Origin of the sequence: Agromyces sp. NBRC 114283, from assembly GCF_030268405.1 — a bacterium.
In the GTDB taxonomy this organism is placed as follows: Bacteria; Actinomycetota; Actinomycetes; order Actinomycetales; family Microbacteriaceae; genus Agromyces; species Agromyces mediolanus.
The window spans coordinates 3291160-3316392 of the sequence record NZ_BSQP01000001.1 but is presented as its reverse complement, the minus strand read 5'-3'; the positions used below and the strand labels follow the sequence as shown (position 1 = coordinate 3316392).

22 protein-coding genes are annotated in these 25233 nt (G+C 73.9%); 8 read left to right on the top strand and 14 right to left on the bottom strand.

Annotated features, from left to right (window positions below):
• Positions 1-32 precede the first annotated feature (32 nt).
• The 9 genes from QSJ60_RS15875 to QSJ60_RS15835 form a co-directional block, all read right to left on the bottom strand.
• Entirely contained in the window at positions 33-950 is a 918-nt protein-coding gene (locus QSJ60_RS15875; protein WP_285464417.1) for an ROK family protein, read from the bottom strand.
• Positions 947-1747 (bottom strand): copper homeostasis protein CutC, encoded by an 801-nt coding sequence (locus tag QSJ60_RS15870; protein ID WP_285464415.1) that lies wholly within the window; start codon positions 1745-1747, stop codon positions 947-949. The genes QSJ60_RS15875 and QSJ60_RS15870 overlap by 4 nt, the downstream gene beginning before the upstream one ends.
• Complete coding sequence (locus QSJ60_RS15865) at positions 1744-3420, bottom strand: ABC transporter ATP-binding protein (protein WP_285465353.1); 1677 nt, start codon at positions 3418-3420, stop codon at positions 1744-1746. The genes QSJ60_RS15870 and QSJ60_RS15865 overlap by 4 nt, the downstream gene beginning before the upstream one ends.
• Positions 3421-3476: 56 nt before the next feature.
• Entirely contained in the window at positions 3477-4370 is an 894-nt protein-coding gene (locus QSJ60_RS15860; RefSeq protein WP_285464413.1) for an ABC transporter permease, read from the bottom strand.
• Positions 4367-5374 carry an ABC transporter permease gene (locus QSJ60_RS15855; RefSeq protein WP_189085826.1) on the bottom strand — a complete coding sequence of 336 codons (1008 nt, stop codon included), beginning with the start codon at positions 5372-5374 and terminating at the stop codon, positions 4367-4369. The genes QSJ60_RS15860 and QSJ60_RS15855 overlap by 4 nt, the downstream gene beginning before the upstream one ends.
• 47 nt (positions 5375-5421) lie before the next feature.
• The gene (locus QSJ60_RS15850) at positions 5422-7227 is read right to left on the bottom strand and encodes a peptide ABC transporter substrate-binding protein (protein WP_285464410.1); all 1806 of its coding nucleotides are present in this window, start codon (positions 7225-7227) and stop codon (positions 5422-5424) included.
• Between the two features lie 255 nt (positions 7228-7482).
• The gene (locus QSJ60_RS15845; RefSeq protein ID WP_285464408.1) at positions 7483-8958 is read right to left on the bottom strand and encodes a M81 family metallopeptidase; all 1476 of its coding nucleotides are present in this window, start codon (positions 8956-8958) and stop codon (positions 7483-7485) included.
• Between the two features lie 79 nt (positions 8959-9037).
• Positions 9038-10213 carry an ROK family transcriptional regulator gene (locus QSJ60_RS15840; protein ID WP_285464406.1) on the bottom strand — a complete coding sequence of 392 codons (1176 nt, stop codon included), beginning with the start codon at positions 10211-10213 and terminating at the stop codon, positions 9038-9040.
• Positions 10214-10382: 169 nt separating this feature from the next.
• Positions 10383-11417 (bottom strand): LacI family DNA-binding transcriptional regulator, encoded by a 1035-nt coding sequence (locus QSJ60_RS15835; RefSeq protein ID WP_285464404.1) that lies wholly within the window; start codon positions 11415-11417, stop codon positions 10383-10385.
• 150 nt (positions 11418-11567) lie between these two features.
• Here QSJ60_RS15835 and QSJ60_RS15830 point away from each other — a divergent pair, with 150 nt between their 5' ends.
• Positions 11568-12437 carry a PfkB family carbohydrate kinase gene (locus tag QSJ60_RS15830; RefSeq protein ID WP_230764394.1) on the top strand — a complete coding sequence of 290 codons (870 nt, stop codon included), beginning with the start codon at positions 11568-11570 and terminating at the stop codon, positions 12435-12437.
• 13 nt (positions 12438-12450) lie between these two features.
• Here QSJ60_RS15830 and QSJ60_RS15825 read toward each other — a convergent pair whose 3' ends face one another.
• The 4 genes from QSJ60_RS15825 to QSJ60_RS15810 form a co-directional block, all read right to left on the bottom strand.
• Positions 12451-13596, bottom strand: a complete 1146-nt coding sequence (locus QSJ60_RS15825; protein ID WP_285464402.1) for an FAD-dependent oxidoreductase — start codon at positions 13594-13596, stop codon at positions 12451-12453.
• The gene (locus tag QSJ60_RS15820; RefSeq protein WP_285464401.1) at positions 13581-14318 is read right to left on the bottom strand and encodes a DUF2306 domain-containing protein; all 738 of its coding nucleotides are present in this window, start codon (positions 14316-14318) and stop codon (positions 13581-13583) included. Before QSJ60_RS15820 ends, QSJ60_RS15825 begins: the two co-directional genes overlap by 16 nt.
• A gap of 101 nt (positions 14319-14419) precedes the next feature.
• The gene (locus QSJ60_RS15815) at positions 14420-16168 is read right to left on the bottom strand and encodes an ABC transporter ATP-binding protein (protein WP_285464399.1); all 1749 of its coding nucleotides are present in this window, start codon (positions 16166-16168) and stop codon (positions 14420-14422) included.
• Positions 16165-17805 (bottom strand): ABC transporter transmembrane domain-containing protein, encoded by a 1641-nt coding sequence (locus tag QSJ60_RS15810; protein ID WP_285464398.1) that lies wholly within the window; start codon positions 17803-17805, stop codon positions 16165-16167. Before QSJ60_RS15810 ends, QSJ60_RS15815 begins: the two co-directional genes overlap by 4 nt.
• Before the next feature lie 55 nt (positions 17806-17860).
• On the opposite strand from QSJ60_RS15810, the gene QSJ60_RS15805 reads away from it, so the two are divergent.
• From QSJ60_RS15805 to QSJ60_RS15780, 6 genes are all read left to right on the top strand, one after another.
• Complete coding sequence (locus QSJ60_RS15805; RefSeq protein WP_285464396.1) at positions 17861-18688, top strand: helix-turn-helix domain-containing protein; 828 nt, start codon at positions 17861-17863, stop codon at positions 18686-18688.
• 78 nt (positions 18689-18766) lie between these two features.
• Positions 18767-19735, top strand: a complete 969-nt coding sequence (locus tag QSJ60_RS15800) for an ABC transporter substrate-binding protein (protein WP_285464395.1) — start codon at positions 18767-18769, stop codon at positions 19733-19735.
• Positions 19732-20631 carry a siderophore-interacting protein gene (locus QSJ60_RS15795; protein WP_285464394.1) on the top strand — a complete coding sequence of 300 codons (900 nt, stop codon included), beginning with the start codon at positions 19732-19734 and terminating at the stop codon, positions 20629-20631. The genes QSJ60_RS15800 and QSJ60_RS15795 overlap by 4 nt, the downstream gene beginning before the upstream one ends.
• A 7-nt stretch (positions 20632-20638) precedes the next feature.
• Positions 20639-21670 carry an iron chelate uptake ABC transporter family permease subunit gene (locus tag QSJ60_RS15790; protein ID WP_285464392.1) on the top strand — a complete coding sequence of 344 codons (1032 nt, stop codon included), beginning with the start codon at positions 20639-20641 and terminating at the stop codon, positions 21668-21670.
• On the top strand, positions 21667-22716 hold the full coding sequence (locus QSJ60_RS15785) for a FecCD family ABC transporter permease (RefSeq protein ID WP_285464390.1): 1050 nt from the start codon (positions 21667-21669) through the stop codon (positions 22714-22716). The genes QSJ60_RS15790 and QSJ60_RS15785 overlap by 4 nt, the downstream gene beginning before the upstream one ends.
• 35 nt (positions 22717-22751) lie before the next feature.
• Positions 22752-23561, top strand: coding sequence for an ABC transporter ATP-binding protein (locus QSJ60_RS15780; RefSeq protein WP_285465352.1), 810 nt, complete (start codon positions 22752-22754; stop codon positions 23559-23561).
• Here the strand turns inward: QSJ60_RS15780 and QSJ60_RS15775 are convergent.
• Entirely contained in the window at positions 23558-24526 is a 969-nt protein-coding gene (locus QSJ60_RS15775; protein WP_285464389.1) for an NAD(P)/FAD-dependent oxidoreductase, read from the bottom strand. The genes QSJ60_RS15780 and QSJ60_RS15775 overlap by 4 nt on opposite strands.
• A 79-nt stretch (positions 24527-24605) precedes the next feature.
• On the opposite strand from QSJ60_RS15775, the gene QSJ60_RS15770 reads away from it, so the two are divergent.
• Positions 24606-25190: a helix-turn-helix domain-containing protein gene (locus QSJ60_RS15770; protein ID WP_285464387.1), complete on the top strand. Its 585-nt coding sequence runs from the start codon at positions 24606-24608 to the stop codon at positions 25188-25190.
• Positions 25191-25233: the final 43 nt, after the last annotated feature.

Sequence of the window (25233 nt, the reverse complement as noted above, 5' to 3'; positions counted from 1 at the left end):
GTGTGTGGGCACCCGGCGCCGCCTCCGCCGGCTCAGGCGGCGACGGCGCGCGCGGCGAGTGCGCGGGCCTCGGCCGCGGTCCCGACGGCGCCGGCCCAGCGGCCGAGCTCGGCGGGAACGATCGGGGGCACCCGGTGGAACGTCGCCTGCTCGGCGACGTAGCCCGCCGCGAGCTCGACCAGCCGGTGCGGCGCGCTCGCGAGCCCCCCGCCGACCACGACGACGCCGGGGTCGACGAGGGCGAGCAGGGTGAGCACGGCGTCGGCGAGGTGCTGCGCGGCGGTCCGCACGATCGGCACGGCCCGGGGGTCGTCCTCGTCGTACGCGGCCAGCAGCTCGCGGGCCGAGCCCTCGCCGCCGGCGGCGTTCCAGGCGCGGCGGAGCGCCGGGGCGCCCAGCAGCGTCTCGAGGCATCCGCGCTGCCCGCACGAGCAGAGCCGCCCGCCGGGCTCGACGACGACGTGCCCGAGTTCGCCGGCCGAGCCGTGCGCGCCGTCGGCGATCACGCCGTCGACCAGGTGCGAGCCCGCGATGCCGGTGCCGAGCGCAAGCGTGAAGACGTCGCGCTCGCCGGCGCCCGCGCCCCAGCGGGCCTCGGCGACGGCGGCCGCACGGCCGTCGTTCAGGATCGACACGGGCACGCCGAGGAGCGCCGAGAGCTCGGGGCCGAGGGCACGGCCGTCGAGCGCGGGCACGTTCGAGGAGCGGATGACGGTGCCCGAGGCCTCGTCGACGAGGCCGGGGATCGCGACCGCGACGGCCGCGAGCCGGTGCCCGGCGGAGACGGTGCGGGCGAGCTCGGCGAGCGTCGCCGGCAGCTCCTCGGCGAGGGCGGGGGCGACGCCCTCGGCGATGGCGTCGGGCATCCCGTCCGCCTGGCCCGCCGAGGCAAGCCGGTACTTCACGCTCGAGCCGCCGACATCCAGCCCGAGCACGGTGGAGCCGATCATCGAGCGGCACCGCCAGGGGTCGAGGGTGAAGAAGCCGACGTCGCCGCCGCGCGAGCCGCCTCGGCGATCTCCCGGGCGATCTCGGCATCCGCGACCTCGTAGTCGCCGACCCCGCTGCCCGCCGAGCCCATGCTCACGCCGCCGGCGTCGCCGGCGACCGTGCGCTTCGCCGAGAAGTGCAGATCGCGCACACCGGAGGCGAGGATGCCGGGCGCATCCGCCGCGGTCACGCCGCCGCCCGCCATCACGACGATCCGGCCCTCGGCGCGCTCGACGAAGGCGCGCAGCGTGTCGCGCCCGGCGAGTGCGGTCGGCGCGGCGCCGGAGGTGAGCACCCGGTCGAGGCCGAGCTCGATCAGCGTGTCGAGGGCCTGGAGCGGATCGGCGGAGACGTCGATCGCGCGGTGCGCGGCGACCCCGGCCGGGCCCGCGGCATCCCGCAGCCGGCGCATGCCGTCGAGGTCGAAGCGGCCCGCCTCGTCGAGGCAGCCGATGACGACGCCCGCCGCGCCCGCCGCGACCGCGGCGCGCACATCGGACTCCATCACGGCGAACTCGTCGGCCGTGTAGTGGAAGCCGCCGCCCCGCGGGCGGATGAGCACGTGCACGCCGACGGCGTCGCCGGCCGCCCGCACGGCCGCCTCGATCGTGCCGAGGGACGGGGTCAGCCCGCCGAGCGCGAGCGCTTGGCAGAGCTCCACCCGCGCGGCGCCGATCGACGCCGCGACCCGGACCGCCGCGGCATCCTGGGCGATGAGCTCGAGCGTGACCGCGCTCGTCGGGGCGGCCCCGCTCACGCGGCGCTCCTCGCGGCGAGCCGGGCGACGCGGCGCTCGCGCTGCGCCACCGGGTCGGGCACCGGCACCGAGGCCAGCAGGCGCTGCGAGTACGGGTGCTGCGGGCGCAGCAGCACGTCGTCGGTCGCGCCGAGCTCGACGATGCGGCCCTCGTGCATGACGGCGACCCGGTGCGAGAACTCGTGCACGACGGCGAGGTCGTGGCTGATGAAGAGGCAGGCGAAGTCCATGCGCTCCTGCAGCTCGCGGAGCACCCGCAGCACGGCGGCCTGCACCGAGACGTCGAGCGCCGAGGTCGGCTCGTCGGCGATGATGAGCTCCGGCTCGAGCGCGATCGCCCGGGCGAGGCCGATGCGCTGACGCTGGCCGCCCGACAGCTCGTGCGGGAAGCGGCTCGCGTAGGAGGCGGGCAGCTCGACCGCCTCGAGCAGCTCGCGCACGCGCGCCGCCCGGTCGCGCCCCGACATGGGCCGCACGGCGCGGTGCACGACGAGCGGCTCGGCGATGGCCTCGCCGACCGTGGTGCGCGGGTCGAGGCTGGAGCCCGGGTCCTGGAAGATCGCGCCGACGCGGCCGCGGAGCCGTCGCTCGGCGCGTCCCCGCAGGCCGCCGCGGCCGAGCTTCTCGCCGAAGAGGCGCAGCTCGCCGCCCGAGGTCGGCGCGAGGCCGAGGGCGACCTTGCCGAGCGTCGACTTGCCCGAACCGGACTCGCCGACGAGGCCGAGGATCTCGCCCGCCGCGATGTCGATCGACACCTGGTCGAGGGCGGTGAAGCTCTTGCCCGCCTTGCGGTACGTGACGCTCGACTCGCGGAGCGAGAGCACCGGCACCGGCAGTGCGACGCCGCCGGGGCCCGTGCCGTCGGGCTCGCCGGCGGGCGGCACCGTCTCGCCGGCCTCGGGCAGCCGCGGCACGGCGTCGAGCAGGCGCTTCGTGTAGTCGGCGCTCGGCTCGCGCAGCACCTGCATCGCGGTGCCGTGCTCGACCATCTCGCCGCGGTACATCACGGCGACCCGGTCGGCGATGTCGGCGACGACGCCCATGTTGTGCGTCACGAGCAGGAACGAGGTGCCGCTCGAGTGCGCGAGCTCGCGGATCAGGTCGAGGATCTCGGCCTGCACCGTGACGTCGAGCGCCGTCGTCGGCTCGTCGGCGATGATGAGCTTCGGCTCGCAGGCGAGCGCGATCGCGATGACGACGCGCTGGCGCTGACCGCCGGACATCTCGTGCGCGTAGCCGGCGGCGCGGCGCTCGGGCTCGGGGATGCCGACCCGGGCGAGCAGCTCGACCGCGCGGCGGGCCGCCTCCTGCTTGGTGCCCACGCCGTGGTTCAGCAGCGCCTCGGCGATCTGGTCGCCGATGCGCATCGAGGGGTTCAGCGCCGTCATCGGCTCCTGGAAGACCATCGAGATTTCCTTGCCGCGGACGCCGTTCAGCTCGTGCTCGGTGAGCGAGGTGAGCTCGCGGCCGTCGAGCTCGATCGAGCCCGTGCGCGTCGCGGTCGCCGGCAGCAGGGAGAGCACCGCCATCGCGGTCACCGACTTGCCGGAGCCCGACTCGCCGACGAGGGCGAGCACCTCGCCGCGCCGCACGTCGAGGTCGATGCCGCGCACGGCCTCGACGGGCCCGTCGTCGGTGCGGAAGGTGACGGCGAGGTCGCGGATGCGGAGCATGGGCGCCTCGGCGTCATCCGTGTCCTGGACCGGGGTGGCCGTGCGGTCGGTGGCGCTCAACGGTCGCGTCCCTTCACGTCGAAGAAGTCGCGCAGGCCGTCGCCGATGCTGTTGAAGGCGCAGACGGTCAGCACGATGCAGAGGCCGGCGGGGAAGATCAGCCACCACGCGCCGGCGTAGGTGTACGTCATCCCGCCCGTGAGCATCGCGCCCCAGTCGGTCGCGGGCTTCTGCAGCCCCATGCCGAGGAACGAGACGTACGCGACGAGGAGGATCGCGTCGGCGACCTGGAAGGTCGCGTTCACGACGATCGTGCCGACCGTGTTCGGCACGATGTGCTTCACCACGGCGCGGCCGTGGGTGCCGCCCATCGCGCGGATGGCGAGCACGTACTCGCGGGACTTCAGCGAGATCGACTCGGCGCGCACGAGCCGGGCGGGCACGAGCCAGGACACCAGGCCGATCACGACGATCATGAGCGGCACGCTCGGCCGCATGATCGCGGAGAGGATGAGGAGGAGGAACGTCGCCGGGATGGCGATGCCCGCGTCGACGATGCGCATCATCACGGCGTCGACGGTGCCGCCGACGTACCCGGCGATGGCGCCCCAGAGGGTGCCGATCACGGTCGCGAGGATGCCGGCGGCGAGGCCGATCAGGATCGACACCTGCCCGCCGATCATGAGCCGGCCGAGCACGTCGTAGCCGACGTCGTCCGTGCCGAGCGGGTGGCCGGGCGTGCCGGGCGGGAGCATCGTGCTCTTCAGGTCGGTGTGCACCTGATCGGTCGGGTGCAGGATCGGCCCGAGGAAGCAGAACAGCAGGAACAGCACGATCGTGACGACGCCGAAGAGGGCGAGCTTGTTCTGCAGGAAGCGGCGGAGGCCGCGGCGGAACGGCGAGCGGCCGGCCGGCTGCGTCGCCGGCTGGGCTGCGGTGGCGGTCGTCATGCGAGCTCTCCTCGGGTGCGCGGGTTGAGCAGGGCCTGCACGAGGTCGGCGAGGATCGAGCCGACCACGGTGGCGACGGCGATCACGAGCACGCAGCCGAGCAGCACCGGGTAGTCGCCCGTCTGCGCGCTCGTCCAGAAGAGGAGGCCCATGCCGGGGTAGTTGAAGAGGGACTCGACGACGATCATGCCGCCGAACATCACGGGGAGGTAGTAGCCGAGCATCGCGATCACGGGCGTCAGCGAGTTGCGCACCACGTGCCGGCGGATGACGACCGGCATCGGCGTGCCCTTCGCGCGGGCGGTGCGGACGTAGTCCTCGGAGAGGTTGTCGATCGTCGCCGAGCGCATGTAGCGGGAGATGGTCGCGATGATGCCGAGCGCGGCGGTCGCGACGGGGAGCACCAGGCCGGCGGGCTTCGCGAGCACCTGCGCGACGGTGTCGCCCTGCGGGGCGAGGGCCGGCACGAGGTGCAGCCACTGGGCGAAGACGATGACGAGCACGAGGCCGAGGAAGAACGACGGCGTCGAGTAGATGATGAAGTTCATCGTGGTGAAGACGTAGTCGCCGGTCTTGCCGCGACGGACCGCCTGGTAGATGCCCATCGGGATCGCCACGATGAGGGCGACGACCATCGAGATGAGCGCGAGCACCAGCGTCTTCGGCAGACGCTGGCCGATCGCGTCGGCGACTGGGCGGTTCAGTTTGAACGAATCGCCCAGGTCGCCGACGGCGATCTGCGAGAGGAACGTGAAGTACTGCTGCCAGAGCGGGCGGTCGAAGCCGTTCGCGCGGTTGAACGCGTCGATCTGCTCCTGCGTCGCCTGCATGCCGAGGATGCCCTGGGCGGGCCCCTGCGGCATGGCCAGGTGGAGCAGCGCGAACACGATCAGGGTGACGATCAGGATCACGATCACCCCCTGAACGAGTCGCCGGCCGAGGAACCGGAGGATCCCGGCCCCGCCCGACGCGGTTCGGACCGCGGTCCGCGCTGCTTCCACCATCACTGCTGCCTTACTTCACTTCGCCGTTCGTGCCGGGACGGGCCCGGTCACTCGCTCCAGGACCAGCGCTGCGGGAAGAACGACGCGCCCGGGTCCTGGTGCCCGACGTCGAGGCCGTCCTTGATGACCGAGACCTGGTAGACCGGGTTCGGCATCCACATGACCGGGAGGTCCTGCGCGAGCAGGGCCGAGTACTTCTGGGCGATCTCGCTGTCGGTCGAGGCGGTCATCTGGGTGATGAGCTCCTCGGCCTCCGGGTTGTCGTACTGGCCCGCGTTCCACTTGGTGTCCTTCGCGAAGACGCGCTCACCGGTCGGGTAGGCCGGGAAGTACCACGAGCCCGCCGTGCCGAAGAAGACGAGCTGCCACGAGCAGGTGGTCGAGCCCTCGGTCTTGCAGGACTGCGCCTCGGTGAGCACCGAGTCGAGCGGCTTCGAGTCGATCGTCATGGCGACGCCGATCTTGCCGAGCGAGGACTGGATCTCGCTCATCATGTTGTCGGTCTCCTGCGAGCCGTTCTGCGTGGTGACGACGATCTCGAGCTTCTTGCCCGCCTCGATGCCCTCGCCGCACTGATCGGCGCCGGTGCCCGGGTTGGTGCACTCGAGGGTGCCGCCGGAGCCGGCGGTCCAGCCGTGGTCGGCGAGGAGCTTCGCCGCCGCGTCGAGGTCGAAGGGGTAGGGGTTGTCCTTCTGCTCGCTCGAGAGGTAGGCGCTGTCCTGCGTCTGCGGGACGGGGCCGTAGTCGGGCGTCGCCGCGCCGTGCCAGATGACGTCGGAGATGGTCTCCTGGTCGACCGCGTGCTGCAGCGCCTGGCGGATGTAGAGCTGGTCGAAGATCGGCCCCATCTCCGGGTTCGCGAAGTTGTACGGCATGTACGTGATCGACCAGCCGGCCCACGGCTCGACGCGGTAGCCGAGGTCGGTGAACTGCGACTCGCTCGTGAGCTGGGCGCTCGTGATGTAGCCGTAGTCGACCTCGCCCGAGCGGACGACGTTCATCTCGGCGTCCGCCGAGGTGAAGGGCAGGAAGGTGACGTTCGGGATGGAGGGCGTGTCCTCACCCGTGTACTTCGTGTTCGCGGTCAGCTCGACCTGGCCGGAGTCCGACCAGCTCTTCACGACGTACGGGCCCGAGACGGTCTGCCAGAGCTCGTTCGTGGCGTAGCTCTTCATGTCCTTCGCCTCGGAGAAGAGGTAGTCGAAGACCTGGACGGCGGATGCCTCGTCGCGGTCGAAGTCGCCGATCTCGCCGTCGGCGCTCGTCTTGTCCCAGGCGTGCTGGGGCATGGGGTAGACGAGGCTCAGCTGGTTGGCGAGCAGGAACTCCTCGTTGTAGACCTGGCTGAAGGTCAGCGTGAAGGTCTTCTCGTCGACGATCTCGAACTTCGTGATGTTGTCGGGGATCAGGCCGGCCGAGTAGCCGCCGGTCTTCTCGGCGTTGAAGCGCACGAGGTTGTACCAGAACTCGACGTCGCGCGAGGAGACGGGCTCGCCGTCCGACCAGTCGAGGTCGGCGAGGGTGATCGTCACCGAGAGGTGGTCGTCGGAGAACTCGTACGCCTTGGCGGCGGAGGCCTTCTGGTCCCACTCCATGGTGCCGCTGGTGCCGTTGTACTCGAACAGGCGCGGCCACATCGTCGCCTTGATGGCGCTGTTGTGGGTGGCCATCGTGTCGGGGCTCGAGATCGGCAGGATCCAGTTCGGGCCCGTGCCGGCCGGCAGCGCGTAGCTGACGGAGTCCTTGCCGCTCGACGCCTCGTCGCCCTGCGCGGTGCAGCCGGTGACCACGAGGACCGCGGCCGCGGCGAGTCCGAGGGGGGCGAGCAGGCGCCGCATCACAGTCGTACGCATCAAACCTCCTTGTTTATTCGTCGAGGGATGGAATTCGTGCAGAATCTCGACGCAGATTCATCCTGCACGAAGGAACAACGCCAACAATCACGAACTTGTTACGTTTGCGTAACTAAGTTTTCATGAAATTGGAGAAAGTGGGGCGCGAGGGTCGGCGGGCCGCCGGCTGCGAGGCGCGCCCTCGCGCCCTCGCGCCTTCGCGGCCTGGCGCCTTCGCGGCCTGGCGCCTTCGCGGCCTGGCGGCCGTGCTCCTCGCTAGCCGAACAGCCGCGCGGTGAGCGCCGGGTCCGTCTCGAATGTGTCGAAGGGGAACATCGGCCGCTGGATGCGGTGGTGCCCGAGGCGTTCGAGGTCCTGGTCGACGCCGCCCGGCGTGAGCGCGAGCGTCCAGCCGCGCTGCGCGTCGTAGAGCGTCGGCTCGAGGTAGCCGATCTTCGTCACGACGATCTGCGCCGCGAAGGGGTCGAGCCCGATCGAGGTGAAGTCGGCGATGTCGTGGTACGCCTTGCGGTACTCGGTGATGATCGCGTGCAGCCCGCCGACACGGATCACGGCGACGCCGCCCGCGTCGGGGTCGCCCTCGTGCAGTGAGTGCAGCACGCCGGTGATCGTGACCGGGCCGTGCGGGCCGTGGTCGACGCGCGCGCCGGCGGTGACGGTGACGGTCTCGCCGACGGTCCTGCCGCGGAGCTCGGCGAGCGCCTCGTGGTCGAAGATCGAGCCGACGAGCACGGTGGGCGCGCCCTCGGCGGTGAGCCGCTCGTCCTGCAGCAGCTGCGCGAGCGTCCAGGTCACGTCGCCGGTGCCGCCGGCGCCCGGGTTGTCGCCCGAGTCGCTGATGAAGTAGGGGGTGTCGCTCGCGGCGAGGCCCGCGTCGACGCCCTCGGCGAGGGTTCCGGGCGGGCCGACGAACTCGAACTCGTCGCGCACGTCCCAGAACGCGCGGCCGAGCTCCTCGGCCGCCGCGGTGATCGCGGCGTCGTCGTCGCCGGTGACCACGACGACGCCGTGGCAGCGAGGCTCGTCGGCCCAGGCGTAGCCGATCCAGATGGCGGCGTCGATGACGCCGGGGCGCTGCTCGACCTCCTCGATGCGGGCGTAGAGGCTCTTCGCCGGCTCGACGCGGGTCGAGGTCTTCTCGCCGGGCAGCAGGATCGGCACGGTGACGTGCGCGCGCCGCGGGGTGCGGCCGTCGCGCAAGGTCTCGACGAGGTTCCGGATGGCCCGGTCGCGGGTCTGCCAGGTGTCCTCGTGCGGGGCGAGCCGGTAGCAGGTGATGAGGTCGACCTGCGAGACGAGCGCGTCGGAGACGTTGCCGTGCAGGTCCATCGAGGCGGAGACCATGACGTCGGTGCCGATGACCTCGCGGATCGCGGTGATGAGGTCGCCCTCGGCGTCGTCGAGGCCGTCGACGCTCATCGCGCCGTGGATGTCGAAGAACAGCCCGTCGAGGCCGCCGTCGGCCATGAGCGCGCGGAGCCCCTCCAGGATGCGGCCCTTGATGTCGTCGTAGACCTCGCGGAGCACCGCGCCGCCCGGGATGGAGCGCGCGTAGTAGACGGGCAGCCACTCCGCGGCATCCGTCAGCGTGCCGTCGCGGAGCGAGGTGTAGCGCTGCACCAGTTCCTCGCCCTCGGCGCGCTGGAAGTCGCGCGCCCCGGCGCGGTGGGGGGAGAAGGTGCTGGACTCGATCGCCATGCCGGCGATCGCGATGCGAGGACGCTGGGTCATGCGGCCAGCTTAGATCACCCGTCGAGTGAACCCAGATTCAGGCTCGCAAAAGTCTGGCTACTTCCTTCGATTCATGGATTTACTGGCGGGACGCCTCGGCGATCGCGCCGTCGATCCGCCCCGGCTCCAGCAGGCGGGCGAGCAGCGAGCTGCCCACCCCGCGCGCGCCGGCGAGCGGGCCGGCCGCGCTGACGCCGATCTCGAGCAGGTCGGTCGACATCGGCAGGCAGAGCGTGTAGATCGCCTGCCGGACGCCCGCGACGAAGGCGTCGGCCGTCGAGAGCTGCCCGCCGAGGGCGAGCAGCTGCGGGTTGTAGAAGTTGATGATCGTGGCGAGCACCTCGCCGGTGCGCTGCCCCGCCTCGCGGAGGAGCGCGGTCGCCCGGGGGTGCGCGTCCTGGGCGAGCCGGAGCACCGCGTCGAGGTCCTCGACCGCTTCGCCGGTGCCGCGCAGGGCGTCGACGATCGCCGTGCCGCTCGCGACGACGTCGAGGCAGCCGACGCGCCCGCACGAGCAGACGACGGGCGGGGCACCCGCGAGCGCGACGTGGCTGATGTCGCCCGCGACGCCGCGGTAGCCGCGGTACAGCTCGCCGCCCGCGATGATGCCGCAGCCGATGCCGCTGCCCGCCTTCACGAAGACGAGCTCGTTGACGGTCTGGCCGCGCTCGACGAACTCGCCGACGGCCATGGCGTTCGCGTCGTTGTCGACGTGCGTTGGGAGCCCGGTGATGCGGCCGAGCATCTCGCCGACGACGAGGCCGTTCCAGCCCGGCATCCGCATCGGGGCGAGCAGGCGCCCGTCGCGCGAGTCGACCGGTCCGGGGAGGCTCATCGCGATGCCCTCGATCGCGGGCGTCGGCGAGAGCCCGGCGGCGAGCGCCTGCGCCGCGGCCCAGACCGCCTCGATCACGGCGGCCGGCTCGTCGCGCAGCGTGATGGGCTCGATCGCGTCGGCGACGATCTCGCCGCGGCGGTTCATCAGCACGAGCGTGACGTGCCGCTCGCCGAGGTCGGCGGCGGCGATGACGGAGCCCCCCTCGCGGATCGCGAGCAGCCGCGGGCGGCGGCCGCCGGTCGACTCGCCGCGGCCGGCCTCCTCGAGGTAGCCGTACTCGATCAGCTCGTCGACGCGCATCGCGACGGTCGAGGCGCTGAGGCCGGTCAACCGGGCGAGCTCGGCGCGCGAGTCGGCCCGGCCCGTGTGGATGAGCCGGAAGAGTTCCCCCGCCGTCGCGCTGCTCGTCGTGGCCACGCTGCACCTCTCTCCGAGACGATTGGTCCGAGAATCGATGCTGTTCCCCCGAAGTCGAACAGAAGTCTCGCCTCGGCGCTTACTCTAACCACCCGCCGGTCCGGTGCGGGCGATGCGACGGCGGATGACCCGTGCCGGGCGTGGCGCCGACCCGGCCGGCGAACCCGGCTCAGTCGGGGTGCGGCCCGCAGGACTCCCGCTCGACGAGCTCGTGCGGTACGAGCACGTGCCGGGGCGCAGTGCCGTCGAGCAGCAGCTCGAGCGCGGCGTCGGCGATCGCGTCGAGCGGTTGACGGATGACGGACAACGGCGGGGAGGTGAACTCCGCCTCGCTCGTGCCGTCGAAGGCGAGCACCGCGAGCTCGCCGGGCACGCGGACGCCGCGCTCGGCGAACGCCCGGAGCGCGCCGATCGCCTGCACGTCGGCGCTCACGAAGACCGCGGTGGGCGCGCCGCCGCGGTCGAGCAGCTCCAGCGCGGCCCGGTAGCCGCCCTCGCGGCGGTACTCGGCGCTCGCGACGAGCCGGTCGAGCCCGGCCGCGCCGGCCGTCGGCCCGACGAGCTCGGTCCATGCGCGCCGCCGGGCCAGCGCGGCGGGGGAGTCTTCGGGGCCGGCGATGAGCGCGATCCGCTCGTGGCCGTGCCGCTGCAGGTGCCGGATGCCGGCCCGCGCGGCGGCCTCGTCGTCGATGCCGACGCTCGGCGGTTCGCCGGCCGGGCCGGGGAGGCCGGATGCTCCGCTGCGATCGAGCGTCACGACGGGCACTCCGGCGGCCTGGAGCGGCGCGAGCGTGCCGGGGGTGCCGCCGATGACGAGCACGCCGTCGGGCTGCCGTTCGGCGAGGGCGGCGAGCTGCGCGCGCTCGCGCTCGGGGTCGTACTCGGTGTCGCCGTAGGTGACGGCGTAGCCGCGGGCGAACGCTGCCGTCTGCACCGCCTTCGCGAGCTCGGCGAAGAAGGGGTTGCCGATGTCGGGCACGAGCAGCGCGAGCGTGCGGGTGCTGCGCAGCCGCAGGGCCCTCGCCGTCGCGTTCGGCCGGTAGCCGAGCTCGGCGATCGCGGCGAGCACGCGGGCGCGGGTCGCCTCGGCGACGGGCCGCGGGCCGTCGTTCAGCACGTAGCTGACGACGGCGCTGCTGACGCCCGCGAGCCGCGCGACGTCGTTGCGCGTCGCGGCGCGAGGGGCGTCGCCGGGTGCGGGCATCGCGCCTCCTCGGCTCGGTTCCGGGCCGCGGGCCGGTGCCCGGCGGCTTGCGTCCCGGTCATGCTATCCCTACGATCGAGGCGGATCTACTCGTGTAGATCCGCCCGCTTCCCACCCCCGGCCCACCGGGCCGCAGAGAAGGAGTGCCCCATGGACACGGACGTCCTCGTGGTCGGATCCGTCAACGAAGACCGAATGATCGCCGTGCGCCGGCACGTGCGGCCGGGCGAGACGATCCTCGCCGAGGGCGTGCAGGTCTCCGGCGGCGGCAAGGGCGCGAACCAGGCGGCCGCGGTCGCGCGCGCCGGCGCCCGGGTCGCGTTCGTCGGCGCCGTCGGCGACGACGAGTCGGGCCGCACCCTGCGCGCCGAGCTGACCGCGCTCGGCATCGACGTGGCCGAGCTCCGCACCGTGCCCGGGGTCACCACGGGCACCGCCTTCATCCAGGTCTCCGAGGACGGCGAGAACGCGATCATCGTCGACGCCGGAGCGAACTCCCACGTGCGCGTCGAGCTCGCCGCCGACACCCGCGCCGCGGTGGTGCTCGCGCAGGCCGAGATCCCGCCCGCCGTCGTCGTCGCCGCGGCCGAGCTCGCCGGCGCGATCGGCGCGCGCTTCGCCTTCAACGCCGCGCCCGCGCCCGCCTCGCTCGACGAGGTGCCGCGTGGCGCCGATCCGCTCATCGTCAACGAGCACGAGGCCGCCGAGCTGCTCGGCGCCGCCGCGGCCACCGGGACCCCGGCCGAGGCGGCGCTCGCCCTGCGCGAGGCCGCCGGCGCGCGCTCGGTGGTCGTCACGCTCGGCGCGGAGGGATGCCTCGTCGCCGATGAGTCGGGCGTCGACGCCGTGCCCGCGGTGCGCGTCGAGCGCGTCGTCGACACGACCGGCGCCGGCGACGCCTTCGCGGGCGCCCTCGCCGCGGCGCTCGCGCTCGGGGCGTCCCTCCGCGACGCGGCCGCAGCCGCGGCCGCGGCGGGCGCCGCCGCCGTCGGCTGGGAGGGCGCGCGCCCGCCGGCGTGATCCGACCCGGCGCTCAGCCGAGCGAGGTGGGGGACTCGAGGCCCGAGGCATCCGCCTCGCTGAAGCGGTCGAGCCGGAACGGCTCCAGATCGAGCTCGGGCGCCCGCCCCTCGGCGAGGTCCGAGAGCACGAGGCCCATGAGCGCCGAGAACTTGAAGCCCTCGCCCGAGTCGCCGCAGGCCAGCACGACCCCGGCTCGCGGCGAGCCGATGACGAAGCGCCCGTCGGGCGAATCGGTCCAGCTGCACACCTTCGCGTCGACGACCCGCGCGCCGCGCATGCCGAGCGCCTCACGGGCGTAGTCGAGCAGGAACGCCGTGCGCGCGGCATCCGGGTCGCGGTCCTCGTCCTCGCCCCACACGACGTCGCGGAGCGGCGCGTCGAGGCCCAGCTTGTAGCCGGTGCCCGGGGTGGTCATCGCGTAGAGCGTCGGCCGATCCCCGGCGGCGATGTCGATGAGGTCGGGCAGCCCGTCGGCCGGCACCGCGGGGTCGACGACGTGCACGACCTGCTCGAGGTGCGGGCGCAGGGGCACGTCGAGACCGAGCTCCGCGACGAGCGCCGGAGCGCCCGGTCCGGGAGCGACGACGACGAGCTCCGCCTCGAGCGCGCGCCCGTCGGCGAGGCGCACCCGCTGCCCGCCGCCCGGCGTCTCGTCGAGGCCGACGACGTGGGCGAGCACGAGCTCGCCGCCCGCCCGCTCGAAGCGGCGGCGCTGCGCGCCGAGTGACGCCTCGGCGAGCACCGGCCCCGCCTCGGCGGTCCAGAGCGCGTCGCGGCCGTCCGGCACCAGTCCGGGGAAGCGCTCGCCGACCCGCGCCGACGGCAGTCGCTCGAAGTCGACCTGCTGCGCCGCGAGCGCGAGCTCGAAGGCGTCGAGCGCGGCCGCCTCGTCGCGCCAGAGCAGGCCGCGACGGAGGAACACCGGCTCGCCCGCGATCGCGGAGAGGCGCTCCATGGCCGCGAGGCTCGCCGCCGTCATCCGGATCTTCGCGGGGTCGGGATCGGCGAGCCGCCAGATCCGTGTCGGGCCGTGCGAGGACGAGAACGGGTTGCCCGGCCCGTACCGGTCGACGAGCGTCACCCGGTGGCCGCGCTCGGCGAGCTCGGCCGCGGCCGGCAGCCCCCAGGCGCCGGCGCCGATCACGATGAGATCCATGCCTCCATCTTCTCGCGGGGCGCGGCCGCCCGCGCGAAGCGCAGTCCGGGCAGGCCGCGGCGGGCGATGAGCCACTCCGCGACGACGAGGTTGGGCAGCCAGCAGAGGAACGGCACCGCGGCGTAGGCGTTCTGGAACGCGGCGTCGAAGTCGAAGGCGCCAGTCGTGAACGGCAGCTGCGCGACGATCAGCAGCGGCAGCCAGAGCCGCAGCGTCACGGCGGCGTAGCTCAGCGCGAAGCAGCGCATCATCCACGCCCGGTGGGTGGGGACGTCGCCGCGGCGGATGGCCCGGTAGCCGAGGACGGCCGTGGCCAGCCAGAGCACCGCGAGGGCGCCGAAGCCGAACAACCCGACGAGCCCGGCCGAGTTCACCGGCGCGAGCAGCAGTCCGGCGACGCCGCCGACCGCGACGCCGCCGAGGGCGAGCCGGCCGATCCAGCGGTGCAGCTGCGGCATCCGCTCGCGAAGCCCGCGCCAGAACTGCAGCGGGCCGAGCGCGAGGGCGAGGCCGCCGCCCACGATGTGCGCGAAGAAGACGGCCTGCACGAGCGGCGGCTGGCCGGCGTAGTGCCCGGCGAGCCCGCCCGCCGGGGACTCGGCGAGCGAGGCGAGCGACGTCGTGAGGTACGGCGTCACGGCGAAGGCCACGATGCCGAGCGAGGAGAGCAGCGCCCAGAGCCAGGCGATCCTGGTGGCGGGGCGGGCGGGTTCAGCGGTCATGGCTCGAACGCTAGGGGCGCGGGAAGGCCGTCCGGCATCCGGAGAACCCCCGGAAGCCGCGCGGATTCCCCGCGCCGTACGTAGTTGCCCTGACGGGGCTGCTAGCCGGAACGCCCGTCCGACCATGCCGCCCAGAGCCGGCCGTACGCACCCCCGGCCGCGACGAGCTCCTCGTGCCGGCCCTGTTCTACGACGCCGCCGGCGTCGAGCACGATGACGCGGTCGGCGCGGGCCGCCTGGTCGAGGCGGTGCGCGATCGTCATCGTCGTGCGGCCGGCGGCGACGCGGGCGATCGCCCGATCGAGCACGTGGTCGCCGTCGCCGCCCGCGGCGGCCGTCGCCTCGTCGAGCACGAGCAGCGCCGGGTCGTGCAGCAGCAGCCGGGCGAGGGCGAGCTGCTGCGACTCGACGATCGTCAGCCGGTGCCCGCCGGACCCGACGACGGTGCCGAGCCCCTCCGGCAGCCGGTCCACCCAGCCGAGCGCCCCGACCGCGTCGAGCGCGGCGCGGAGCTCCCCGTCGCCCGCGCCGGGGCGGGCGAGCCGGAGGTCGTCCGCGAGCGGACCGGCGAAGACGTGCGGCTCCTGGCCGGCGAGTCCGATCCGGGGCATCCGGGTCGTCGCCGTCGCCGCGCCCGTGTCGATCCCGCCGACGAGCACCCGACCGCGTTCCGGCTCGAGGGCGCCGAGCACGAGCGCGGCGACCGTGCTCTTGCCCGCACCGCTCGCGCCCACCAGGGCGACCGTCTCGCCCGGGGCGACCTCGAAGCTCACCCCGTCGAGGGCGATCGCGCCGTCGTACGCGAAGCCCACGTGATCGAACTCGAGGCCCGCAGCACCCCCGCGTGCGGACGCCGGCCGGCGAGGGCGCTCCGGCAGCTCGAGCACGCCCACGAGCCGCGCGAGCCCCGCCGCCGCCTTCTGCAGCTCGTCGATGCTGCCGAGCACCTGCCCGACCGGTCCGAACAGGGCGTGGAAGTACAGGGCCGCCGTCGTCGCGGCGCCCACCGTCGCGAGATCCGCGCCGACGAGCAGGAAGCCCGCCCCGAGCACCGCCGCGAGCCCGAGGAACTCGGCGAGGTTCAACTGGTTCCAGAAGCCGACGCTCACCCGGGCGGCCCGCCGCTCGAGTTCGACCGAGTGCAGCGCCGCCTCGTCGACGACGCGCTCGCGCTCGGCGGAGACGCCGTAGGCGCGCACGGTCTCGGCCGCGTCGACCGATTCGAGGATGCGCTGCGCCCGTTCGCCCTCGGCGGCGCGCGCCGCCCGATACACGGGCCGGGCGCGCGTCAGGTACGCGCGCAGTGCGAGGAGCTGCACGGGCACTGCCGCGAGGGCCGCGAGGGCGAAGCGCCAGTCGAGGGCGCCGAGCCCCACTAGCGTCACGACCACGGTGAACCCCGCGGACGCGAAGGCCGGGACGACGTTCGTCACGACGTCGCCCACGATGCGCGTGTCGGTCGAGGCGCGCGAGACGAGGTCGCCGCGGCCGGCCCGCTCCACGACGGTCGCGGGCAGGCGAATGAGCCGGGTGACGACGAGCCCGCGCAGCTCGGCCAGCACGCGCTCGCCGAGGCGCGCGACGAGCGCCCGGCCGAGTCCCGTGAGGAGGGCGTTCGCGAGGCCGACGCCGGCGATCACGAGCACGAGGGGGAGGAGCGCGCCCGGATCGCCGCCGAGCACCGCGTCGACGATCCCGCCGAGCGCGGCGGGCAGGGCGAGGCCGGCGAGGGCGGCGAGGAGCAGCGCGGCGGCGGCGAGGGCGAGGGCGCCGGCCCGGCCTCGAAGCAGCCGGCGCAGCTCGCGGCGGGTCTCGCGCGGGCCGGCGACGGGCAGCGGGGTCGTGCTCACGCGGTCACCAGCCGATCGGCGAGGCGCTCGAGCGCGGGGCTCGCGGCCACCACGACGGTGGTGCGCCCGGACCTCACGGCGGGCAGCCGCTCGGCGATGCGGGCCTCGGTGACGGCGTCGACGGCGCTCGTCGGATCGTGCAGCACGAGCACCGAGGCGTCCCGGCCGAGCGCCCTGGCCAGCGCGACGCGCTGCCGCTGCCCGCCCGACAGGCTGTAGCCGCGCTCGCCGACCGGCCGTTCGAGCCCACCCGCTCCCGAGACGACGTCGTCGAGCGCGGCGGCCCGTACGAGCTCGTCGAGGCGTGCGTCGTCGAGCGTCGTGTGCAGCTCCAGATTGTCGCGCAGCGTGCCGGCGAACAGGGTCGCCTCGTGCGGCGGCGCGAGGAGCGGCACGGCGGATTCCTCGAGCGGCACCCCGTCGACGAGCACCCGGCCGGAGCTGGGGGTGCGGGCCCCGGCGAGCACCTCGACGAGCTCGCGGGCCGCGAGGTGGTCGGCGACCCGGATCGCGGTGACTGAGCCCGCCGGGACGACCGCGGAGAGCGGGGGGAGGTGCGGCGTCGAGAGGCCGTCGAGCACGAGCTCGGCGCCGTGGGAGGTCGCCGGCGGGGTCGGGGCGGCGGTCGGTGTCGGGGCCGGGGGCGGCGAGGCATCCACCGCCGCCTCCGCGGCGAGCACACCGTCGACGCGCTTCGCCGACGCGCGGACCGTCGCGAGCTCGGCCGCGACGAAGGCGAGCCCGCCGATCGGCCAGGTGACGAACTGGGCGAGCCCGAGGACGGCGATGAGCTCGCCGATGCTGATGGTGCCCGCCAGCGCTTCCGCTCCCGCGGCCCAGGCGATCGCGGCGAGCAGCAGCGCGGAGCCGGTGAGGCTCGCCGCCGTGTACGCCGCCTTCGCCGAGACGGCGCGCGTCGCGGCGTCGAGCGAGCGCCGGTTCACGCGCTCGAAGCGATCCACCGCGGCCTGCTCGGCACCCAGGCCGGCGATGGTGCGGAGACCCGTGAGCAGGTCGCTGGCCGTCGCGCTCGCCGCGGCGACCGCGGCCTGCTCGCTCGCCATCCGACGTTCCAGCGGCGCAGTGACGAGGTGCATGACGGTGACGAGCACGGGGGCGGCGACGAGCACCAGGATGCCGAGCGGCACCGAGATCGCGAGGAGCGCGACCGCGGCGGTGAGCACGGCGGCGAGCTGCGCGCCGCCGCTGCCGAGCACCCAGACGATGCCGGCCGTCCGGTCGACGTCGGTGCCGGCGATGCTGAGCAGTTCGCCAGGGCTGCGCGGTACGGCGAAGCCGCGGCGGGAGAGCAGGCGCGAGACGAGGCCGAGCCGCACGTCGCGGCCGGCGAACTCGCTCGCTCGCACCGAGGCGAGCTCGCCGAGCCGCCACGAGAGCAGGAGGCCGATGAACACCGCGCCGAGCGCGGCGAGCGTCCAGGCGAGGGCGACTGGGTCGTTCGGGGCGATCGCCCGATCGATGACGAGACCGATCACGACGGGCACCAGGGCCTCGGCGATCTGGTGGCCGACGAGCCCGGCGATGGAGCCGGCGACGAGGAGTCGGCGGCGGTGGAACACGGTGGCGATCGCCCGCTCGCTGCGTGGCGGCCGCCTGGCGGGGGTCGTCGCAGGCACGATCCACAGCTTAGGATAGCCTCACCTGATCAGTTCAGCGACAAGGAGCCGAAGAATGTCGCATGCCCGCCAGGCTCTCCCCGCACAGGTGCTCGACGTGCCCGTCCGGGTCGACGGGATCATGACGAGTTCTTTCGTCGTGCGTCGCGACGAGGAGTGGGGCTGGCATCGGCACGACCGGCACGAGCTGCTGTGGGGCTCGCGCGGCTCGCTCGTCGTCGAGACGCCGAGCGGGGTGCACGCGGTGCCGTGGACGGTCGGGCTGTGGATCCCCGCCGGGCTGCCGCATCGGGTGACCGCGGGGTCCGGCACCGAGTTCGCGTGCAGCTACCTGCCGACGAGCCTGCCGGCACCCCGCTCGGATGCGGGCGCCGTCGCCGTGCCCGTCGTCGTGCGCGCGCTCTTCGAGGAGCTCGAGACGAAGCCGCTCGACCCCGAGACCCGGGCGCTCGGCGAGCAGCTACTCGTGCGCCTCCTCGAGCGCGCCGACCTCACCCGGCTCGACCTGCCGATGCCCGACGACGACCGCACGCGCCGGGTCGCCGACGCGGTGCTCGCGGACCCGGCCGACGCGCGCACGCTCGACGAGTGGGGCGCCTTTGTGGGGGCGAGCGAGCGCAACCTGTCGCGACTGTTCCGTCAGGAGACGGGCTTCACCTTCGCCGACTGGCGCACCAAGGCGAGGATGCGCGCGGCGGTGGAGCTGCTCGCCGCCGACCAGCCGGTGGGCATCGTCGGGCGGCGGGTCGGCTATCGCACGGCGAGCGCGTTCGTGCAGGCGTTCCGACGGGAGTTCGGCACGACCCCGGGGGCGTTCGCCGGGGCATCCGGCCAAGCTGTCGCGTTCGCCGCACCGGATGGCGGGCGCGCGACATCCGCGTGATGCAGGATCGAAGTCGGCGCTCTTAGGTAAGCCTAAGCTAAGCCGGGCGCTGTCACCCCCGCATCCAACGAAGGTCACATGAAGATCGCATCCTCGCGCGCGCTCCGCAGCGCCGCCGCCGCCGTCGCGGCCACCCTGCTCCTCGCCTCCTGCGCCGCGTCCTCCGCGGCCGACGTCGCCGCCGGCGACACGATCACCGTCGACACCGAGTACGGCGAGGTCACGCTGCCCGCCGAGCCGAAGGCCGCCCTCGGCTTCTACACGACCGACGTGGACATGCTCATCACCCTCGGCATCCCGCTCGCGAAGGAGCAGCCGATCCGCGACGACTTCGACCGCTTCCCGACGTTCTTCCCGCAGGAGGAGCTCGAGGGCATCGGCACCTTCCACAACTATCCCGAGTACAACCTCGAAAAGATCCTCGAGGTCGGCCCCGACCTGATCCTGAACGGCCTCGGCTACGAGACCGATCTGCACGAGCAGCTCACCCCGATCGCGCCGACCTACACCTACAACGGCTTCGACGGCGGCGACTGGCGGGTGAAATTCGCCCAGCTCGCGAAGGACCTCGGCCGCGAGGCGGAGCACCAGGCCTGGGCCGACGCCTACGACGCGAGGGTGGCCGAGATCCGCGCAGAGCTCGACGAGCGGGGCCTCGACCCCGTCGTCGCGGACGCCTCCTACTGGGACGAGCAGGTGCAGGTCGGCTGCTACAGCATCTCCTGCCTCGTCTTCGCCGACCTCGGCCTCTCGATCTCGAAGGTCGCCGACAGTGACGGGGACGGGAAGCCCGACAGCACGGGCCGCGCGCTCAGCCACGAGCAGCTCGGCGACCTCGCCGACGTCGACGTGATCTTCACCGGCGTCGCGGAGGACGGCACGGGCCTCATCACCGACGAGACCGCGCTGAAGTCGAACGCGCTGTGGACCTCGCTGCCCGCCGTCGCGAACGGCCAGGTCTTCCCCTACAACTACGAGATGAGCTACGGCTCGCCGAGCGGGCAGACCGCTCTGCTCGAGGTCATCGCGAAGGCGCTGCTCGGATGAGCCGCCCGGAGGTCAACCTCGTGCACCGGGTCGAGGTCGCCGAAGTGCGCCGCCTCACGCCCGGCATGATCCGGATCGTGTTCACCGGCCCCGGCCTCGAGGGCTTCGTCTCCTCGGGCGTCGGCGACGAGTACCTGCGTCTGTTCCTGCCGGCTGAGGGGCACGCCGAGCCGCAGCTGCCCGTCGCCACCGACGACGGCTACTGGGAGTTCCCCGAGGGCGTCGAGCCCTGCGAGGTGCGCACCTACACGGTGCGCGAGTGGGACGGCGCCGCCGGCCGGCTCGTCATCGACTTCGTCGTGCACGAGGGCGGCATCGCCGCCACCTGGGCGCTCGGCGCCGAGCCAGGCCACGTCGTCGGCGTGAACACGCCGCGCGGGCTGTACGCCCCGGCCGAGGGGATCGAGTGGCAGCTGCTCGTCGCGGACGCCACCGGCCTGCCCGCCGCCGTGCGGCTCGCCGAGCAGGCGCCCGCCGGCGTCCGCACGAAGCTCGTGCTCGAGGTTTCGGGCGATCAGGACGAGCACCGGCCCGAGCTGCCCGCGAACGTCGAACTCGCCTGGGTGCACGGCGGCAACGGGCACGCGCCGAGCCGGCTCGAGGAGATCGTGCGGGCCAGTGAGCTGCCGAAGACGCCCGGCTACGTCTGGGTAGCGGGCGAGAGCGCCGTGACCCGTGCCGTGCGCAAGTACCTGCGCCACGAGCTCAAGCTGCCGCCGACCGCGTACAAGGTGGTCGGCTACTGGGTGGAGCGCGCCGAGCAGTGGCGCGAGCGCTACGAGGCGCTGCCCGAGGACGTGCGCGCCCGCCTCAGCGAGATGTGGGACGACGAGTCCCGCGACGAGGAAGAGCTGCAGGACGAGTACGTCGCAGTCCTCGAGTCGCACGGGCTCTGAGCCGCCGATGGTCGTGACCGAGTCGGTCCGGCGCACGCCGACCGGCTTCGCCGGGCGTCGGGCGCTCGGCTTCGCCGTCGCCTTCGGCGTGCTCGCAGGATGCGTCGCGCTCAGCCTCGCGATCGGATCGAAGGGACTGTCGATCGCCGAGGTGCTCGCCGCGATCGGGGGGTCGGCCGACGAGGCCGGGACGATCGTGCGCGAGCTGCGACTGCCGCGCACCCTGCTCGGCATCCTCGTCGGGGCGGCCCTCGGCGTCGCCGGCGCGGTGATGCAGGCGTTCACCCGCAACCCGCTCGCCGACCCCGGCCTCCTCGGCGTCAACGCCGGCGCCGCGTTCGCCGTGACGGCGGGGGCCGCGGCGTTCGGGCTCACCTCGCTCGGGGCGACGGTGTGGTTCGCCTTCGGCGGCGCGATCATCGCGACCGTCGGCGTGTACCTCATCGGCAGCGCCGGCCGGGGCGGGCCCGACCCGCTGCGGATCACCCTCGGCGGCGTCGCGATCGGGGCGTTCCTCGCCGGGATCACGAGCGGCATCACCCTGCTCCTGCCCGAGGTCTTCGACCGCATGCGCGGTTGGAACGCCGGCAGCATCGTCGTCGCCCCGCCCGAGCTGCTGGCCTGGGTGACGCCGTTCGTCCTCGTCGGACTCGTGCTCGCCGCCTGGGCCGCCGGGCCCCTCAACGCGGTCGCGCTGGGCGACGAGCTCGCCGTCGCACTCGGCTCGCGCATCGTGCGCACCAGGATCGTGTCGATCGTCGCCGTCACCCTGCTCTGCGGGGCCGCGACCGCGGCCGCCGGGCCGATCGGCTTCGTCGGGCTCATGGTGCCGCACGCGGTGCGCTGGTTCACCGGTCCCGACCAGCGCTGGATCTTCGCCGGCAGCGCCGTCGCGGCCCCCGTGCTGCTGCTCGCGAGCGACGTCGCGGGCCGCGTGGTGCTGCCGAGCGGCGAACTGCCCGTCGGCATCGTGACCGCCTTCGTGGGCGCGCCGGTGCTCATCGCGCTCGTGCGTCGTCGGCGGGTGAGCGGGCTGTGAGCGTGCAGGCTCCGCCGCGGGCGGTCGTGCTCCGTTCGGCCGGCGGCGGCTTCGGCATCCGCTTCGGGGTGCGCCACGCGCTCGTCGTCGCCGCGCTGCTCGCCGCGGCGCTCGCGGTCGGCGTGGTCAGCCTCGGCACCGGCGACTTCGTCGTGCCGCTCGGCGACGTCGTCGGCGCCCTGCTCGGGCAGGGCGACCGCCGCACGAACCTCGTCGTGCTCGACTGGCGTCTGCCGCGGGTGCTGCTCGCCCTCATGCTCGGCGCGGCGCTCGGCGCCGCGGGCGCGATCTTCCAATCCATCACCCGCAACCCGCTCGGCAGCCCCGATGTCATCGGCTTCGACACCGGCGCCTACACGGGCGGCCTGCTCGTCATCATCACGACCGGCACCGGATACCTGGCCACCGCGTCCGGTGCGCTGCTCGGCGGCTTCGCGACGGCCGTCGTCGTGTACCTGCTCGCGTACCGGCGCGGCTTCCACGGCTTCCGCCTCATCATCGTCGGCATCGGCGTCGCGGCCATGCTCGCCTCGCTGAACACCTGGCTCATCCTGAGCGCGGAGCTGAACGTCGCGCTCGCCGCGGCGGCCTGGTCGAGTGGCTCCCTGAACGCGGTCGGCTGGGCGCAGGCGGTGCCCGCTGCCGCCGTGCTGCTCGTGCTGTGGGCGGTCGCCGCGGCGATGAGCCGCCGTCTGCACCTGCTGGAGCTCGGCGACGACGCCGCGACGGCGCTCGGCGTGCGCACGGGGCGCGCCCGGCTCGTGCTCGTCGTGCTCGGCGTCGCCCTCACCGCGACCTCGGTCGCCGCGGCCGGGCCGATCGCCTTCGTCGCGCTCGCCGCCCCGCAGCTCGCCCGACGGCTCAGCCGCTCGGCGGGCGTGACGCTCGCGGGGGCCGCGGCGATGGGCGCACTGCTGCTCACCGCGAGCGACTACGCGGCGCAGCGGCTGTTCGCACCCACCCAGCTGCCCGTCGGCGTCGTCACGGTGAGCGTCGGCGGCGTCTACCTGATCTGGTTGCTCATCACGGAAGCGAGACGACGATGACCCGAACGACGACCGGGACGACGACCGGAAGGACGATGGTCGCGGGGAGTGCGGATGCCTCGCCGGCCCGTCTCGCGGCCGATGCGGTCACCCTCGCCTACGAACGGCGCACGATCGCGGAGCGGCTCTCGCTCGACATCCCGACCGGTTCCTTCACCGTCGTCGTCGGGCCGAACGCCTGCGGCAAATCCACCCTGCTGCGCGCGCTGGCCCGCGTGCTCGCCCCCGCCGCGGGGCGCGTCGTGCTCGACGGCCGTGCCATCACCGAGTACCCGGCGAAGGAGGTCGCCCGGCGTCTGGGCCTGCTGCCGCAGAGCTCCATCGCGCCGGAGGGCATCACGGTGGCCGACCTCGTGGCGCGGGGGAGGCATCCGCATCAGGGGCTCTTCCGGCAGTGGAGCGTCGCCGACGAGGCGGCCGTCGCCGCGGCGCTCGCCGCGACCAACACCGCCGAGCTCGCGGGCCGGCCGGTCGACGAGCTGTCCGGCGGGCAGCGGCAGCGGGTCTGGGTGGCGATGGTGCTCGCGCAGGAGACACCGCTGCTGCTACTCGACGAGCCGACCACCTTCCTCGACATCGCGCACCAGTACGAGCTGCTCGAGCTGCTGCGCGGCCTGCACCGGGCGGGCGACCGCACGCTCGTCGCCGTGCTGCACGACCTCAACCAGGCCGCTCGCTACGCGGACCACCTCGTCGTCATGCGGGACGGCGACGTCGTCGCGACCGGCGATCCGGGTGAGGTGCTGACGGCGGAACTCGTCGAGCGGGTGTTCGGCCTGCCGTGCACCATCGTGCCCGACCCGCACACCGGAACGCCGCTCGTGGTGCCGCGGTTGCCCGCCTAGGAGGCCGCCGCGATCGCCGCCGCGATCTCCTCCTCGACGAGCGCGGCGTTCATCGCCGCGCCCGTGAAGTTGCCGCCCGCCATCGCGAACGGCACCGAGGAGCGCGGGTCGCTCACGTTGCCGGCGGCCCAGAGTCCGGGGACGTCCGTGCGCCCCATCGCGTCGACGACCACGAAGGAGCCGCCCATCGGGTGCTCGGCGTGCGCGGCGCCGAGCGCGCGGAGGAGTCCGTCGAGCGGGGCGGGCACCGGCGCGACGAGGAGGGCGTCGACCGGGATGGTCTCGCCGTCGGCGAGCTCCAGCGCGGCGAGCTCGCCCTCCGTGTCGGTCTCGACGCGGGCGAGCGGGCGCTCCTCGATGCGGATGCCGCGGGCGAGCAGGCCGGAGCGGGTGGCGTCGTCGATCTGACGGCCGCCGCTGAGGAAGACGACGTCGTCGGAGAGCTGGCGCATGAGCTGCGCCTGGTGCGGGTTGGGCTGCTCGCCGGCGAGCACGGCGATGCGACGGTCGCGCACCTCCCAGCCGTCGCAGTATGGGCAGACGAAGACGCCGCGCCCCCAGAGCTCGGCGAGGCCCGGGACCTCGGGGAGCTCGTCGCGCAGCCCGCTCGTGACGAGCAGACGGCGGGTCGTGACCGTCGTGCCGTCGTCGAGCTCGACGAGGAAGCCCGTCGCCTCGGCGTCGGCGCCCGCCGTGCGCGTCGCGCCGACGACCGCGCCGTCCCGCACCTCGACGCCGTCGTACCGGCCGAGCTCCCGTCGCCCCTCGGCCAGCAGCTCGAGCGGGGAGGTGTGGTCGCGCCCGAGGACGCCGTGCATGTGCCCGGCGAAGCGGTTGCGGGGGCGGCCCTCGTCGACGACCAGCACGCGCCGACGGGACCGTCCGAGCATGAGGGCGGCGCTCAGGCCGGCGGGGCCGCCGCCGACGATGACGACGTCGTACTTGGGCTGGGTGCGGTTCTCCATGCATCCGATCCTGCGGCGGCTGGATGATTGTGGCAAGCTGGTTTGCCGAAGTGGCAAATCTGCGCGGCGGGAGGCGACGATGACGCAGGAATGGGAGCTCGAGCGCTCGCTCGACGCCGTCGCACCGCGGCTGCGGGCGCTCCGCCAGCGCCGCGAGGCGACTCTCGCCGAGCTCGCCGAGCGCACCGGCATCTCAGTGAGCACCCTCTCGCGCCTCGAATCGGGTGGCCGTCGCCCGACCCTCGACCTGCTGATGCGGCTCGCCACCGCCTACCGGGTGAGCCTCGACGATCTCGTCGGCGCGCCGCAGATCGCGGACCCGCGGGTGCGGCCGAAGCCGTTCTACCGGGACGGGAAGGCGATCATCCCGCTCACCCGCGACACGCCTGGGCTGCACGCGTACAAGATGGTGCTGCCGGGCCATCCGCCCGAGTCACCGGTGCCGCAGCGCACGCACGGCGGATACGACTGGATCTACGTGCTCAGCGGCCGCGTGCGGCTCGCGCTCGGCGATGAGGAGCTCGTGCTCGAGCCCGGCGAGGCCGCCGAGTTCGACACCCGGGTGCCGCACGGCATGGTGAGCGCCTCGCTCGAGCCCGCCGAGGTGCTGAACCTGCTGAGCGCGCAGGGCGAGCGCGTGCACCTGCGGACGGTGGACGGGTAGCTCTGCCCCTCGACCGGCCACCCCGGATGCGGCATCATGAGGC

What these genes read in the sequence shown, in the direction of transcription:
- QSJ60_RS15875 (WP_285464417.1), bottom strand. Translation starts at nt 950, where the DNA reads ATGATCGGCTCCACCGTGCTCGGGCTGGATGTCGGCGGCTCGAGCGTG.
- QSJ60_RS15865 (WP_285465353.1), bottom strand. Translation starts at nt 3,420, where the DNA reads ATGCTCCGCATCCGCGACCTCGCCGTCACCTTCCGCACCGACGACGGG.
- QSJ60_RS15860 (WP_285464413.1), bottom strand. Translation starts at nt 4,370, where the DNA reads ATGACGACCGCCACCGCAGCCCAGCCGGCGACGCAGCCGGCCGGCCGC.
- QSJ60_RS15855 (WP_189085826.1), bottom strand. Translation starts at nt 5,374, where the DNA reads ATGGTGGAAGCAGCGCGGACCGCGGTCCGAACCGCGTCGGGCGGGGCC.
- QSJ60_RS15850 (WP_285464410.1), bottom strand. Translation starts at nt 7,227, where the DNA reads ATGCGTACGACTGTGATGCGGCGCCTGCTCGCCCCCCTCGGACTCGCC.
- QSJ60_RS15845 (WP_285464408.1), bottom strand. Translation starts at nt 8,958, where the DNA reads ATGACCCAGCGTCCTCGCATCGCGATCGCCGGCATGGCGATCGAGTCC.
- QSJ60_RS15835 (WP_285464404.1), bottom strand. Translation starts at nt 11,417, where the DNA reads ATGCCCGCACCCGGCGACGCCCCTCGCGCCGCGACGCGCAACGACGTC.
- QSJ60_RS15830 (WP_230764394.1), top strand. Translation starts at nt 11,568, where the DNA reads ATGGACACGGACGTCCTCGTGGTCGGATCCGTCAACGAAGACCGAATG.
- QSJ60_RS15825 (WP_285464402.1), bottom strand. Translation starts at nt 13,596, where the DNA reads ATGGATCTCATCGTGATCGGCGCCGGCGCCTGGGGGCTGCCGGCCGCG.
- QSJ60_RS15820 (WP_285464401.1), bottom strand. Translation starts at nt 14,318, where the DNA reads ATGACCGCTGAACCCGCCCGCCCCGCCACCAGGATCGCCTGGCTCTGG.
- QSJ60_RS15805 (WP_285464396.1), top strand. Translation starts at nt 17,861, where the DNA reads ATGTCGCATGCCCGCCAGGCTCTCCCCGCACAGGTGCTCGACGTGCCC.
- QSJ60_RS15800 (WP_285464395.1), top strand. Translation starts at nt 18,767, where the DNA reads ATGAAGATCGCATCCTCGCGCGCGCTCCGCAGCGCCGCCGCCGCCGTC.
- QSJ60_RS15795 (WP_285464394.1), top strand. Translation starts at nt 19,732, where the DNA reads ATGAGCCGCCCGGAGGTCAACCTCGTGCACCGGGTCGAGGTCGCCGAA.
- QSJ60_RS15790 (WP_285464392.1), top strand. Translation starts at nt 20,639, where the DNA reads ATGGTCGTGACCGAGTCGGTCCGGCGCACGCCGACCGGCTTCGCCGGG.
- QSJ60_RS15780 (WP_285465352.1), top strand. Translation starts at nt 22,752, where the DNA reads ATGGTCGCGGGGAGTGCGGATGCCTCGCCGGCCCGTCTCGCGGCCGAT.
- QSJ60_RS15775 (WP_285464389.1), bottom strand. Translation starts at nt 24,526, where the DNA reads ATGGAGAACCGCACCCAGCCCAAGTACGACGTCGTCATCGTCGGCGGC.
- QSJ60_RS15770 (WP_285464387.1), top strand. Translation starts at nt 24,606, where the DNA reads ATGACGCAGGAATGGGAGCTCGAGCGCTCGCTCGACGCCGTCGCACCG.